Source organism: Vibrio renipiscarius (assembly GCF_000827885.1).
In the GTDB taxonomy this organism is placed as follows: Bacteria; Pseudomonadota; Gammaproteobacteria; order Enterobacterales; family Vibrionaceae; genus Vibrio; species Vibrio renipiscarius.
Map to the genome: position 1 here is coordinate 1 of NZ_JTKH01000018.1, position 15,125 is coordinate 15,125.

Here is a 15,125-nt window from a genome sequence, read left to right on the forward strand (position 1 = left end):
TCTGGCTCTGGATCTGGCTCTGGCTCTGGCTCTGGCTCTGGCTCTGGCTCTGGCTCTGGCTCTGGCTCTGGCTCTGGCTCTGGCTCTGGCTCTGGCTCTGGCTCTGGCTCTGGCTCTGGCTCTGCAGGATGAATATCGTCTAAATCAGACATCATCAAGCCTTGAAGTTCTTCATCTTCAAACAGCAATGCTGAGAAATAATCTTCAATTGCCTTATCGCTCGACAATTTTTCACTGGGTAACGATTCACTCACCAGCGGCATTTCTTCACTCCTCAATTGCTAGCCTCTCTAAATGCAACAGCAATTGTTTGTACGCGAATACGCCGCGGCTACCGGAGGCAAAATGTGAAACTGGCAAATGTTTTAAACTCGCATCTCTAAATTTGGTATCAATTGGAACCGCCGACGACCAAACTTGATTTGGGTAATCTTGTTTGAGTTGCTGTAAGGTTTGTAGCGAAGCACGAGTTCGTTTGTCGTACATCGTGGGTACTATCGTCACTTTAAATACTTTGCTGCGTGATTTCTGCATAATGGCAAGCGTACGAACCATACGCTCTAAGCCCTTCATCGCGAGAAACTCGGTCTGCACTGGGATCAAAATACGATCGCTTGCGGCAAGCGCATTCACCATCATCACACCTAAAATAGGCGGGCAATCAATCAGGACATAATCATAATGAGCTTGTACGGCGGCGAGCGCTCGCTTCAAGATCAAGCCCATCCCACTGCGATTGCCCATCACACGATCCAGTGTCGCTAATGACATGTGTGCGGGGATGATATCGATGCCTTCAATATCGCTCTTCATCACCTGCGGCATGACCGTTTGCTCGGTGAATTCTCTAAGCTGAAACAGGTCAAACAAGCTAGAAGGCACGTGATCAGAATCGTAACCCAAATAGGTGGTAAGCGAGCCATGAGGATCGGTATCCACCAGCAACACTCGTTTACCTTGCTTACTAAGCAAACCCGCTAAAGTGATGGTCGTGGTCGTTTTACCCACCCCGCCTTTTTGGTTTGCGATACTCCAGACGATCATTGCCGTACCTCTAAGCCAAACCGATTTCGACGAGCATACGCTCGGCAATACGATCTAATGGAAGATCTTCCGTTGAGATTCCTGCTTTGGCCACCGCCTGAGGCATGCCATAAACCACACAACTTTCCTCATCTTGCGCCCAGATCGTCGCACCCGCAGCTTTCAACATGCGAGCACCTTCACGGCCATCTGCGCCCATGCCCGTCAGCACAATAGAGAGCACTTTATCGGCATACACTTTTGCTGCGCTGCCGAACGTTACATCCACACAAGGTTTGTAATTCATGCGTTCTCCGCCATCAATGATGCGCAGTTTTGCGCTCGCAGGACGACCGTCGATCATCATCTGCTTACCACCAGGCGCGAGATAAGCCACCCCAGGTTGCAACACATCACCATCCGCAGCTTCTTTCACTTGGATTTTACACAACGAATTTAAGCGATTTGCAAAAGCGGCGGTAAACGTCGCAGGCATGTGTTGAATCAACACAATCGGATGCGGGTAGTTTGCCGGCAATTCTGTCAATATTTTCTGAAGAGCAACAGGCCCACCGGTTGAGGTGCCAATTGCGGTTAACTGATATTTCTTACCACTGGTTTTAAAACGAGCGGCAGCAGATAACGGTCGAGTGACCGGCACTGTACTTGGCGCAGCACTTGCCGCGGTACGCAGTGATGCCGTTTGAAGTGGGCGCGTGGTTGCTGTGACTGGCGTCGTCGATACTGGCGTACGCGCCGCCATCACCGCCACTGGACGACGCATAAAATTGCGACGCGCAGCAATTTGAACCACGCGCTGCTGGAGCAAACTGACGGCTTCATCTCGATTGCGAGCGATGTCCTCAAATTTCTTGGGTAGGAAATCAAGCGCCCCGGCTTCTAATGCATCCAGTGTCGCCCTTGCTCCATCATGGGTTAACGATGAAAACATCAGAATTGGGATGGGATTCGATGCCATAATCTCACGGACGGCGGTAATGCCGTCCATGACTGGCATTTCGATATCCATCGTGATGACGTCAGGTTTTAGCTGTCGAGCTTTCTCTACCGCTTCTTTTCCGTTAGTTGCAACGTCAAGCACTTCCAGACGAGCATCGGCGTTGATAATTTCACTGACTCTACGACGAAAAAAACTTGAATCGTCGACGACTAAAACTCGTATTGCCATGATTTTCCTTTGGGGCTTCTTTGTTCGATTAAATTCGAGATGCTGATGCGTAACGCTTAAGCAAATCAGGCACATCTAAAATCAAAGCAATATGGCCATCGCTCGTAATCGTTGCACCCGCCATGCCTGGCGTACCTTGCAAAAGGTTATCGAGCGGCTTAATCACTACTTCTTCTTGACCGATGAGCGTATCAACAACAAATCCGACTCGCTGACTGCCCAATTGCACAATCACAACATGACCATGACCTGTGCGCTGCTCAATAATGCCAGCACGAGGCGCTAACCAATTTTGTAAATAGAACAAAGGAATCGACTTATCGCGGACAATAATAGTTAACTGGCCATCAACCACGTTTGTACGACTAAGATCAAGATGGAAAATCTCATTCACACTTGCCAATGGCAAGGCAAATGGGTGCCCAGCAACCCCAACCATCAAGGTTGGCAAAATCGCCAAAGTCAGTGGCACTTTGATGGTAATCTGAGTGCCTTTACCCATTTCAGAATCAATATCAATTGAACCATTCAGCGTGTTGATCGCGGTTTTCACCACGTCCATTCCCACGCCACGGCCTGAAATGTCAGAAATCTTTTCTTTGCTTGAGAAGCCCGGCATAAAGATCAAGTTAAAGCATTCTTTGTTGCTCAAACGGGATGCCGCATCTTCGTCCATCATGCCTCGTTTTACCGCGATACCGCGTAATACGTCAGGGTCCATACCGCCGCCATCATCGATGATCGCAAGCTGGATATGATCGCCTTCTTGTGCAGCAGACAGAATCACTTTACCGGTACGAGGTTTGCCCGCTTTGACGCGGTCTTCTGGCATCTCAATGCCATGATCGACCGAGTTGCGCACTAAGTGAATCAAGGGATCCGCGAGCGCTTCAACGAGGTTTTTATCCAAATCTGTTTCTTCACCACGCGTTTCAAGCGTAATGTCTTTATTCAGGCTACGAGCAAGATCGCGTACGACACGCGGAAAGCGGCCAAAGACTTTTTTGATTGGCTGCATGCGGGTTTTCATCACCGCGCCTTGCAAATCAGCCGTCACGACATCGAGATTCGACACCGCTTTCGCCATTTCTTCGTCATTGCTGTTTAAGCCAAGGCTAAGCAATCTATTGCGCACAAGTACCAGCTCACCCACCATGTTCATGATGATATCCAGCGTGGAGGTATCCACACGAACGGTCGCTTCTGCTTGTGTTTTCTTCGCAGCAGGCGCTTCTTTCTTCGCCGCTACCGCCGTTTCAACTTGTGGAGCGGAATGCACAGGCGCTTGGACAGCAGCAAGAGATTCGACGACTGGCGCTTCTTCGGCATAATTTTGCGCAGCCGGTTTGGTGGCAAATGCCAACTCTTCCAAACTCGGGCCTTTGCCCTGACCATGCAGTTGGTCGAGCAGTTTTTCGAACTCGTCATCCGTCATGATGTCATCATGACTATGGCCAGTGGTAGGCTCAGGTGCACTAACGGCAGGAGCCGTACTGACTTCCGGAATCGAATTTTGAGTCGTTTCCTGGCTTGGGCCTTGGCCTATACCATGAAGCTCATCCAACAACCTTTCAAATTCGTCATCGGTAATATCGCCACTGGCTTCCACCACAGGCTGAGCGACTTTCGGTGAAGTCGCCCCAGGCGCAGTGCCGCTACCATGAAGCTCATCCAATAACTTTTCAAATTCGTCTTGCGTGATCTCATCAATAGAACCCGAAGAGACGCGAAGAGGTTCTACGATGGGATCGGGAATGCCCGCGCTAAGCTCTGGCGCTGACAATACAGGCTCAGCCAACATGGCTTCCTCTGCAGGTTCAGGCTTACTTAGACGATGTAATTCATCAAGGAGCGATTGGTCTGCTCGGCGAAGAGGTTCACGATCTTGAACCGCTTGAAACTGTTCATTAACCGTATCAAGCGCTCGTAGCATCGTATCCATCAAACTCGCTGACACTTGACGCTGTCCGTTACGTAGAATATCAAAGACATTCTCAGCACCATGACAAGTATCAACTAACTCGGTCAGCGCCAAAAAGCCAGCGCCGCCTTTTACGGTATGGAACCCACGAAAGATCGCATTAAGCAGATCTTTATCATCAGGATTATTTTCAAGTTCTACTAACTGTTCTGAAAGCAGTTCAAGAATTTCACCCGCTTCAACCAAAAAGTCCTGAAGAATATCTTCGTCTAATTCAAAGCTCATAAGTTACCTCTAAAACCCAAGACTGGAGAGTAAGTCGTCGACTTCGTCTTGTGATGAAACCGCATCAGCCCTCTCATGAGGATTTAATATTGGTCCTTCAGGATCAGTTGATGCTTTTCTCTTGTGAGTAGCGACATTGGGTTCCCAATGATCATCACCGAATGCCGTTAGAATCTCACCAAGGCGCACTTCCACCTCGTTGACTAACTCAATAACACGACGAATGATTTGTCCGGTGAGATCTTGAAAGTCCTGAGCCATTAGAATATCGGTCAACAGGCTATGTAATTCGCTACTATTCCCTTCAACTTGTCCGAGCAACTCGTCAATACGATGGCAGAGAGCTTTGAAATCCGTAAGCTCAATCTTGCCATTCATTAATTCATTCCATTGCGGACGTACTTTGAGCAAACCGTCATGAAGGCTGTCTGCGATCGGCATACAACGATCGACAGCATCCATGGTTTTGTTTGCCGCAACTTCTGTTTTTTCAATAACGTAATGGAGGCGTTCCCGAGCATCGGGAATATCGTCATTGGTCATTTCAATAATTCGGTCATCAAGGCAGAACTGTTTGATCGACTGCTGTAAGTCGTGCGCAAGTTCGCTGATTTCCTGGAGCATTGGGCCGTGTGACGCTTCGTATGCCTTTTTAACGAGGGCGTCCGCATCTTGCTGCTGATCGTTTTCTAACAATTCAACAAGTTGCTTTGCCTGTTCTAGTGAAATCATTACTCATTAAGCCTTTATCACTGAATCGTTATAGCCAAAGTTCTGTCTATAAACGTTCAAAGATTTTCTCTAATTTTTCTCTTAATGTTGCTGCGGTAAATGGTTTAACGATGTATCCGTTCACACCCGCTTGCGCCGCTTCAATGATTTGTTCACGTTTTGCTTCTGCTGTAATCATAAGGACTGGCAGATGTTTCAATGCAGGATCGGCACGAACATGTTTTAGCAAATCGATGCCTTGCATACCTGGCATATTCCAGTCTGTCACGACAAAATCGAAATCGCCTTTCTTGAGCATTGGCAGTGCCGTTAAGCCGTCATCCGCTTCTTGGGTGTTATTGAAACCCAGATCACGAAGAAGGTTTTTAACGATACGTCGCATTGTTGAAAAATCATCAACAATCAAGATTTTCATGTTTTTATTCAAAATTGCCTCCACTGAGTATGATGTCAGTGATGTCTAGTCATTATTTGTCCACGCACTTAACTTAGTGCGTAAACGTTGCATTGATTGGCTTAGTATTTGGCTAACGCGTGATTCGCTCACTCCAATCACTTCACCGATTTCTTTTAGGTTCAACTCTTCATCGTAATAAAGAGAGAGCACTAACGCTTCACGCTCTGGTAAAGACTTTATCGATTCTACCAGAGCTTTACGGAAAAATTCATCCGCAACACCCTGAAAAGGTGTATTTTCTTCTTCATTATCAGAAGAACTAATCGCATCTTCTGATACACCCAGATCTTCGATCCCTACCAAGCGAGAGCAATTGATATCTGCCAAGACACTGTGGTACTGAGCAAGGCTCATTCCAACAAAGTTGGCCACTTCGGCGTCTGTCGGATCTCGATTGAGTTGCCCTTCTAAAGTCGCAATAGCTTGGTTGAACTCACGGCTGTGTTTATGCACAGAGCGAGGGACCCAGTCTCCTCGTCGAATGTCGTCGAGCATCGCGCCACGAATTCGGATCCCAGCGTAAGTTTCAAAACTCGCGCCTTTACTGCCATCGTAATTTTTTTGCGCTTCAAGAAGGCCAATCATTCCCGCTTGGATAAGGTCTTCAACCTGAACACTTGGTGGCAAACGGCCAAGCAAGTGGTGAGCAATACGTTTCACTAGCACAGAGTACTTTTCTAAAAAAGCACGCTGGCTGTTGTGGTTGCCGTATTGGTCGTAGGTCAATGCCTTATTCACCAAATGGTTCCTCTAATGGTTCTGTGCGGTTAAGAAGTCGTTCGACGAAAAATTCCAAATGACCACTTGGCGTTTTAGGAATTGGCCAAGTTATCGCTTTATTCGCCAACGAACTCAATGCCAAAGCGGCAGGTGAGCGAGGGAACGCATCAACAACAATCTTTTGTTTTTTAACGGCTTGTCGAACTTTATCATCGAGTGGAATACACGCGACAAGCTCAAGGCTCACATTTAAGAATCTCTCTGTGACTAAGGTCAACTTTGCAAACAATTCTCGGCCTTCGCGGTAGCTTCTGACCATATTGGCCACAATCTTAAAGCGTTGAACTTGATGGTCTTTGCTCAATAACTTAATCAATGCATACGCATCAGTAATCGACGTCGGTTCATCACACACCACCACAACAACATCTTGAGCGGCACGTGAAAAACTGATCACCATGTCTGAAATGCCCGCTGCTGTATCAATCAGCAACACATCCATCTCATCTTCGAGGCTACCAAAAGCTCGAATCAACCCCACATGCTGCGCATGTGAAAGTTCCGTCATGGACTGAGTCCCTGATGTGGCTGGAATGATTTTAATGCCGTATGGACCCTCTACGATCGCATCAGCAAGCTCACACTCTCCTGCCAGTACATGACCGAGGTTTCGTTTTGAACGAATACCGAGCATCACATCAACATTAGCCAGTCCTAAATCGGCATCCAAAACCGTCACTTTTTTGCCTTGGCGAGCCATGCATATTGCAAGGCCAAGAGTAACATTTGATTTTCCCACGCCACCTTTACCGCCAGTAACCGAAATTACTTTAGTGAGCGATGGTTGGGTTAAACGGCGTAATCCGCTTGCTTGGTCTTGTATCATAATCTCTGTCATAATCGTCGCCGCCTAGAACCGTTCTGCTTCACTATTCCAATAGTGGGGTTCATCGTCCGTCGATTTCTCTAATAAATCATTTGCTTTTGCCACCATATACTTGGGCTGAGCTATGACGATATCTTCTGGTACGCGCTGTCCGTTCGCGATGTAGGCAACAGGCAATGCATTTTGTACAACCACACTCACAAATTCCCCTAAGCTCAATGATTCATCAAGCTTGGTTAAAATACAGCCGGAAAGTGGTATACGTTTAAAGTGATCAATGGTTTCTTGTAATACTTTACGTTGGGCCGTTGCCGGTAATACAAGATAGCTATGAATCACTTCACCACTATTTTGCATCAAAGTATCAAGTTGCTCAGAGAGTCGAACATCTCTTTGCCCCATACCGGCCGTATCGACGAGAACCAAGCGACGATGACGTAATTGGTATATTACATCGGCTAACTCGTCAGAATCTTTAGCCACCTTTACCGGACAACCCATGATTCGGCCATAAATAGCCAATTGTTCATGGGCGCCAATACGATAAGTATCGGTGGTCACCAAGGCAACGTTGTCGGAACCAAATTCCATGGCCGCTCGCGCCGCTAATTTTGCCACCGTGGTGGTTTTACCCACCCCTGTAGGGCCAAGAAGCGCCACAACGCCACCACGTTTTAAAATATCTTGCTTGGAAATCGGCACTTGATCGGCCACCAAGCCAAGCAATGCTTTCCATGCTTTCTTTGGCGGCGTCTCTTCTGGGATATAACACGCCAATTGATCCGCAAGTTCCGATGATAATCCCATGCGCTCAAGACGCTTTATCAGCATCGCACGAAGAGGCTCACGTCGTTCGACTTCTTGCCACATCAAACCAGAGACTTGATGTTCTAACAAACGACGGATTGAGGTCATCTCTTCACGCATGTCCTCAAGCTCTTCTTTCGATACCGCTTGTTCACGCGTTTGTCCGCGTTCGTAACGTGATGGATCCAATTTCGGCGCTGTGCGTTCAATGCGGCGATCATCGGCGATGAGTCGCGCCAATGGGGAATCTTGTTTTAATTGAATATCGCTGGTTTGTTCACGGATCGAAGCCTGACGCTTCAATAACGCTGTTAATGAGTCGTCACCTTGTTGAGGCGCTTCACGTTCATCAGACTCACCCTTGCCATGGCTATATTGTTTCAGCATGCTGGCAAAGCGCTTCGTCATTGAGCGACCATTATCGCCGCCGGCATTTAAGCTGACGCGATCATCATCTAACTGACGCGATGTCTCTTGTCGTGTCAACGTCGGTGACACTTGCGTATGAGCAACGCGCGGTCGAGAATTGTATTGGCTACCCACTTTCGATGCGTTTGCATCGCCATCAACAGCGGCTACAATTTCTACGCCACCAGCGACTTTTTTATTCGACATGATCACTGCATCCGATCCAAGCTCTTCTTTTACTTGGAGTAATGCCGTACGCATGTCTTTGGCAAAAAATCGTTTAATCTTCAAAATTGATGTCCATTATTGGTCGTAATAGCACTAATTACCTACCGCTTGTACGATGCGGATTTGTTTCTCATCTGGAATCTCTTGATAAGAGAGTACGCGCAATGTCGGTATGGTATTCTTGACAAATTTCGCGAGAGTCGAGCGCAACACGCCCGACGTCAACAATACGGCAGCCTCACCTTTCAGCTCTTGCTCTTGCGTTGCTTGACTTAGCGACATTTGCAAGCGCTCAGCGAGGCCAGGCTCAATACCTGCGGATTCACCGCCAGATGCTTGCATTGTTTGATGCAAAATTTGTTCCAGCTCAGGAATTAGGGTAATAACCGGCAACTCTGGCTCTATACCATTGATTTCCTGAACAATTAATCGTTTAAGGGCAATGCGAACTGCGGCAGTCAGAATGTCAGATTCTTGACTCTTTGCCGAGTATTCTGACAAAGTCTGCACAATCGTTCGAATATCTCGGATGGGCACACCTTCATTGAGCAAGTTTTGCAGTACTTTGACCACCACGCCAAGCGGCAGTTGGTCCGGTACGAAGCTCTCTACCAACTTAGGCGTGCTGCGTCCTAACATTTCAAGTAAGTTTTGTACTTCTTCATGCCCCAGCAATTGGGAAGCATTATTCGTCAATAGCTGGCTAAGGTGCGTCGCCAATACGGTGGAAGAATCCACCACGGTATAACCTAGTGCTTGCGCATGCTCACGATAATCTTCTCGAATCCAAGTCGCTTCAAGGCCAAACGCCGGGTCAATCGTCACCTCCCCTTCAATCATGCCATAGACTTGGCCGGGGTTGATGGCGAGCTCTTGATCAGGACGAATTTCGGCTTCACCGACGGCGACCCCCATCAGAGTGATGCGGTAACTGTTTGGCGTCAGCTCTAAGTTATCTCGTATATGGACAGCTGGGATCAAAAAGCCAAAGTCCTGCGACAGTTTTTTGCGCACGCCTTTTACCCGTTCAAGCAACTCGCCACCTTGATCTCTATCGACTAATGGGATTAAACGATAACCCACTTCAAGGCCAATAATATCGACAGGTTGAACATCATCCCAAGAGAGTTCTTTTGGCGTGTTTGGCTCAATTTCTTTTGTCGCGGGAAGATGCGTTTGTTCTTCTGCATTTCGTTTGTGCTTACGCTGAACCCAGTAGGCACCCGCCCCAGAACAGGCTGCAAGCAGTAAGAAAGCAAAGTGAGGCATGCCCGGAACGATACCCATGATAAACATGATGATCGCCGTCACCGTCAGGGCTTTCGGGTTATCAAACAATTGGAAGATCAGCACTTCGCCCATGTCTTCATCGGTATTTTGACGTGTCACCATGATAGCGGCGCCAATAGACAATAGTAGAGATGGGATCTGTGCAACCAAACCATCACCGATGGTCAGTAGCGTGTAAATCTTCATCGCTTCGCCAAAGCCCAATCCATATTGGGCCATACCGATAGCAAGGCCACCGATGATGTTGATGAAGAGGATCAAAATACCCGCAATGGCATCGCCTTTAACAAACTTAGAGGCACCATCCATCGAACCGTAGAAGTCCGCTTCTTTGGTTACTTCTTGGCGACGTGTTCGTGCTTGATCTTGGTCAATCAAGCCAGCATTTAAATCGGCATCGATCGCCATTTGCTTACCTGGCAAGGCATCCAAGGTGAAGCGGGCACTTACTTCCGAAATACGGCCAGCACCTTTGGTCACAACCATAAAGTTGATGATCATCAAGATGATGAACACCACAAGACCGACGGCATAGTTACCACCGATAACAACATTACCAAATGCTTCGATAACGTTACCCGCGGCTCCCGGCCCTTCGTGACCATAGAGTAAAACCACACGCGTTGAAGCAACGTTCAATGCCAAACGCAATAACGTGGCGATCAGCAAAACCGTCGGAAAAGCCGCAAAGTCTAGCGGGCGTCGGGTATAAACCGTCACCAGTAGAACCACCATCGACAAAGCGATGTTGAAGGTGAAGAATAAATCGAGCAAAAACGCAGGGATGGGCAAAATGACCATCGCCAGTGTGGCAAGCACCATAACAGGTGCGCCAATAGCAGGCATCGAGCGCTGAGGGATCGCGGGGAATTTACCCGCAAACGGCAGAGAAAACTTCATAGATTAGTGGCTAATTCAACTAAATTATTTCCTGACACAAACAGCTAGCCACTCGTGTAAGGGGGGATCGGGCAAAGGCCGTCCATCGCAAAGTCAAAAAACTGTCATTGCGATGGCGCTGAGCTTAAGGATTGATATTCCAGACCAATTCACCACGGCGGGCATCAGTATCATAATCAATACAAACCAAACCCGAGGTAGGAAACATCGGCGGCATGATCCCGGTGACAAAGTCTGCGGTTAAATAACCAACCAATGGTAGGTGAGAGACAAGCAATACCGTTTTCAGGTTTTCTAATTCAATCTTGGCCTGAATGTACTCAACAACCGTTTCTGAATCGCCATAAGGTGTAATGTCGTCACACTCTTCAACTTGCTTGGCATGAAACAAAGGGGCAATTTCAAGCCAAGTTTGTTGCGCACGTAAATAAGGGCTCACAAACACTTTATCGAACTGTGATATGCCGTTCGCCACACAGCGTTGAGCAACGGAATAAGACGTTGTTCTTCCGTGGGCCGTTAACGAACGTTCCGCATCACTGGCAGCGAAATGTTCTGCTTCCCCATGGCGCATAATCACAATTTTCATAATCTATCCTGTTGTGTGAGTTCGAGTTTGCCTCACACCCTTATTTTGTCGCGCATAATAAAATTAATTATATCAAGTAACTTGCCAAAGACTCAGACTTTCTTAACAATCTTAAAGGTCAGTACGCAATTTCTTTTGATTCATCAGCATCAATCGATATCGCGCGCAGTCTTGATGCTGAATTTCTTATATACCATGAGATAATTGGCAGTGCCTAAAAATCGGTACATACTTAATAGTGACAATTACGCATGGAGAATGCTTGTGCATGTAAGCCCAAATGATACCAATCAATACCGTTACTGCACATTGAGTAACGGATTAAGAGCGTTATTAATTCACGATGCACAAGCGCAAAAATCCGCGGCCGCACTAGCGATTAATGTCGGTCACTTTGATGACCCCGATGATCGTCAAGGTATGGCGCACTATCTTGAGCATATGCTGTTTCTTGGTACCGAAAAGTACCCAAAAGTCGGCGAATTTCAAAGTTACACCAGTCAACATGGCGGCAGTAACAACGCATGGACGGGAACTGAACATACTTGCTTTTTCTTTGATTGCGACCCCGATGTTTTTGGCCACAGCCTAGATCGCTTTAGTCAGTTTTTTAGCGCCCCGCTTTTCAATGCCGAAGCGCTTGATAAAGAGCGCGAAGCTGTCGATTCTGAATACAAAATGAAGCTCAATGACGACTCCCGTCGCTTGTATCAAGTCAATAAAGAGCTGATTAACCCCAATCACCCCTTTGCAAAATTTTCCGTTGGTAATCATGACACGCTCGGAGATCGCGATGGCGTCTCGATTCGTGATGAAATCATCGCCTTCCATCAGCAGCATTATTCTTCCGATTTAATGACATTGACGTTGGTTGGACCTCAATCGCTTGAGCAACTGAAACAGTGGGCCGATGAGCATTTTTCATCCATCGCCAATCTCAACCTAAATGGTAAGCAAGTCGAGCAACCTTATACCGATTTACGTTCAACGTGTATTTGGGTCAACGTCGAACCGGTTAAAGAAATTCGCAAGCTCATTTTATCGTTTCCAATGCCCAGTATGGAAGGCTATTACCGCACCAAACCGCTTTCCTATTTTGCCCATTTACTCGGTTATGAAGGCGAAGGAAGCTTGATGATCGCTTTAAAAGAAGCCGGATGGATCACATCACTGTCTGCTGGCGGTGGTGTTAGTGGCAGCAATTATCGCGAGTTTACCGTAAGTTGCACGCTCACACAGGATGGGCTCAAGCACACCGATGATATCATTCAAGCCATCTTCAATTACATTGCCATAATCAAAGCTCAAGGGCTGGATGATTGGCGATATAATGAGAAAAAAGCCGTGCTGGAATCCGCGTTTCGTTTCCAAGAGCCGACACGTGCAATGGATCTTGCCAGCCACCTTGCCGTCAATATGCAGCACTACGCTAGCGAAGACACCCTATACGGTGACTTCATGATGCAAGAGTACCAACCCGAGTTACTCAAACAACTGGCGCAGTACTTTAGCGTTGACAACTTACGCGTCACCTTAATCGCTAAAGGTCAGCACTACGATCAAGAAGCAAAGTGGTATTTCACCCCCTACTCTGTTGTCCCGTTAACACCACAGCAGCGCAATTTCTATTCGCAATCTAGCCAAGTTAATATGACATTGCCTGATCGTAACCCATTCATTTGTTACGATTTAACGCCAAAAGACCTGGAAACCGAAGCAAAACAGCCCGTATTGTTGCAAGATCTTCCCGGCTTTAAACTTTGGCATCTACAAGATAATGAGTTTCGGGTGCCGAAGGGGGTGATGTATATCGCCATTGATAGCCCTCACGCCGTCGCCAACCCCGTCAATATTGTAAAAACGCGTTTGTGCGTAGAAATGTTTCTTGATTCACTCGCCACCGACACCTACCAAGCCGAAATCGCGGGCATGGGTTACAACTTGTACGCCCATCAAGGTGGCGTAACCTTAACGATTTCAGGATTCAGCGAAAAGCAGCCTGAGCTACTTAAAATGATCTTAAAGCGTTTCGCTAGCCGCGAATTTAGCGAAAAACGCTTCACGACGATAAAAACTCAATTGTTAAGAAATTGGCGAAATTCAGCGCAAGATCGTCCAATTTCACAGCTGTTTAACGCCATGACTGGCATTTTACAGCCAAACAATCCTCCTTACGCGACACTGATTGAAGCCCTAGAAAGTATTGAGGTCGATTCGTTGTCGAGTTTTGTACAAGCGATTTTGGCGGAGCTGCATGTCGATATGTTTGTGTATGGGGATTGGACACAAAGCGATGCATTGCTTTTAGGCGACACACTGAAAGACGCTTTGCGAGTACAAGACCAACGCTATGAAGAAGCGCTAAGACCGCTGATCATGTCGGGGGAGAATGGCACTTTCCAACGCGAAATATGCTGCAATCAAGAAGACTCAGCGATTGTTGTTTACTACCAGTGCCAAGATACGAATCCGAAAAACATTGCTCTGTATTCACTCGCCAATCACCTAATGTCAGCGACTTTCTTCCATGAAATTCGGACCAAGCAGCAGCTCGGTTATATGGTGGGCACAGGCAATTTACCGCTGAACCGCCATCCTGGTATTGTCTTGTATGTACAATCTCCCAAGGTGGCCCCAACGGAGCTGATCACCGCCATTGATGAGTTCCTCAATGCCTTTTACCTGGTACTGCTAGAACTCAATGAATACCAATGGCACAGTAGTAAACGTGGGCTTTGGAATCAAATTGCCACGCCAGATACCACATTGCGTGGCCGAGCACAGCGTCTATGGGTCGCGATTGGCAACAAAGATGAAAACTTTGACCAGCGCCAACGCGTTCTCGCAGAGCTAAAAGATCTGTCCCGCAGTGATATGATTCGCTTTGTTGTTAATGAACTCAAACCAAGGACAGCCAATCGCTTGATCATGCACACTCAAGGGAATGCACACCAAAGCTCAGCACCGCTCAGCCTTGGCCAAGAAATTGGCTGTATTGAAGAATTTCAGTTACGACCTAAAGACATAGAATTAGGCTAATTCTGACTCCACGATAGCCTTAAGCGAATGCGGGTGCAGCTTAATGCACACGCCATTATGCTTAAAGGCTACCGTTGGGTTGTTTAGTCGCTCCCCTTCGCCTTTCGGGCTCGACAATTTCACTTTGATGCCTTGCTCAATCAGTTGATCCCAGTGTTCTGCTAAGCGTGGGAACAGACGCAAAATATCTTGTAGATACTCATCAGCCGTTTGCGCTTGGGATGGGATCACAAACTCTACATGCTCCCAAGTTTGCTCTGGGTACAATTTTCCAGGCGCAGGGTAAGGCAGCTCCAAACATTCGATGTTCCAGTGACCCGCCTCAAGGGGTTGTTCAAATAACACCACAATAATTGGACGGCCATTAATCATCGCATTAGAAATTTCTAAACCTTCGTTCAGCCATGCCTGATGAGAAGCCAGCGCCAAATCATCTTGGTTAATTCGCAATGCGATATGGTCTGCCTGAAAAGGCGCAAGATCTAGGTGTAAAAGCTGGCTTAATTGCTGAATTTTGCCCATAAAAGCGGGTAATTTAAGACGCAACTGTTGAGGCGATAAACCCGCGCTAACTAAAGACATGGCGATTTTCCTTTCTCTAAATGGTTATTTTTTCCCAATAGTAACAAGATCATCAAGAAAAGTAGAAAA

Annotated in this window: 12 protein-coding genes and 1 pseudogene; 1 reads left to right on the forward strand and 12 read right to left on the reverse strand. The window is 47.2% G+C overall.

Annotation, left to right across the window (positions count from 1 at the left end; all coding sequences use genetic code 11):
• The 11 genes and pseudogenes from OJ16_RS20050 to sixA form a co-directional block, all read right to left on the reverse strand.
• Positions 1-263: pseudogene (locus OJ16_RS20050) on the reverse strand (chemotaxis protein CheW); the annotation flags it as partial.
• A 4-nt stretch (positions 264-267) separates the two neighbouring features.
• On the reverse strand, positions 268-1,044 hold the full coding sequence (locus OJ16_RS09865) for a ParA family protein (RefSeq protein WP_040989923.1): 777 nt from the start codon (positions 1,042-1,044) through the stop codon (positions 268-270).
• A 10-nt stretch (positions 1,045-1,054) separates the two neighbouring features.
• Complete coding sequence (locus OJ16_RS09870; protein WP_040989925.1) at positions 1,055-2,212, reverse strand: protein-glutamate methylesterase/protein-glutamine glutaminase; 1,158 nt, start codon at positions 2,210-2,212, stop codon at positions 1,055-1,057.
• A gap of 28 nt (positions 2,213-2,240) precedes the next feature.
• Entirely contained in the window at positions 2,241-4,418 is a 2,178-nt protein-coding gene (locus OJ16_RS09875) for a chemotaxis protein CheA (RefSeq protein WP_040989927.1), read from the reverse strand.
• 9 nt (positions 4,419-4,427) lie between these two features.
• Complete coding sequence (locus OJ16_RS09880; protein ID WP_040989929.1) at positions 4,428-5,150, reverse strand: protein phosphatase CheZ; 723 nt, start codon at positions 5,148-5,150, stop codon at positions 4,428-4,430.
• 46 nt (positions 5,151-5,196) lie between these two features.
• Entirely contained in the window at positions 5,197-5,565 is a 369-nt protein-coding gene (cheY, locus tag OJ16_RS09885; RefSeq protein ID WP_040989931.1) for a chemotaxis response regulator CheY, read from the reverse strand.
• A gap of 45 nt (positions 5,566-5,610) precedes the next feature.
• Complete coding sequence (locus tag OJ16_RS09890; protein ID WP_040989933.1) at positions 5,611-6,345, reverse strand: RNA polymerase sigma factor FliA; 735 nt, start codon at positions 6,343-6,345, stop codon at positions 5,611-5,613.
• A complete protein-coding gene (locus tag OJ16_RS09895) occupies positions 6,338-7,225 on the reverse strand; it encodes a MinD/ParA family protein (RefSeq protein ID WP_040989935.1) in 888 nt (295 codons plus the stop codon). Before OJ16_RS09895 ends, OJ16_RS09890 begins: the two co-directional genes overlap by 8 nt.
• 12 nt (positions 7,226-7,237) lie before the next feature.
• Entirely contained in the window at positions 7,238-8,719 is a 1,482-nt protein-coding gene (gene flhF / locus OJ16_RS09900) for a flagellar biosynthesis protein FlhF (protein WP_040989937.1), read from the reverse strand.
• A gap of 30 nt (positions 8,720-8,749) precedes the next feature.
• Positions 8,750-10,846 carry a flagellar biosynthesis protein FlhA gene (gene flhA, locus OJ16_RS09905; protein ID WP_040989939.1) on the reverse strand — a complete coding sequence of 699 codons (2,097 nt, stop codon included), beginning with the start codon at positions 10,844-10,846 and terminating at the stop codon, positions 8,750-8,752.
• A gap of 124 nt (positions 10,847-10,970) precedes the next feature.
• Entirely contained in the window at positions 10,971-11,435 is a 465-nt protein-coding gene (sixA, locus tag OJ16_RS09910) for a phosphohistidine phosphatase SixA (RefSeq protein WP_040989941.1), read from the reverse strand.
• A gap of 264 nt (positions 11,436-11,699) precedes the next feature.
• Between sixA and OJ16_RS09915 the strand changes: the two genes are divergently transcribed.
• Positions 11,700-14,474, forward strand: a complete 2,775-nt coding sequence (locus OJ16_RS09915) for an insulinase family protein (protein WP_040990023.1) — start codon at positions 11,700-11,702, stop codon at positions 14,472-14,474.
• Here OJ16_RS09915 and OJ16_RS09920 read toward each other — a convergent pair.
• Positions 14,466-15,056, reverse strand: coding sequence for a VOC family protein (locus OJ16_RS09920; protein ID WP_040989943.1), 591 nt, complete (start codon positions 15,054-15,056; stop codon positions 14,466-14,468). The two genes, OJ16_RS09915 and OJ16_RS09920, sit on opposite strands and share 9 nt — an antisense overlap.
• Positions 15,057-15,125 lie beyond the last annotated feature (69 nt).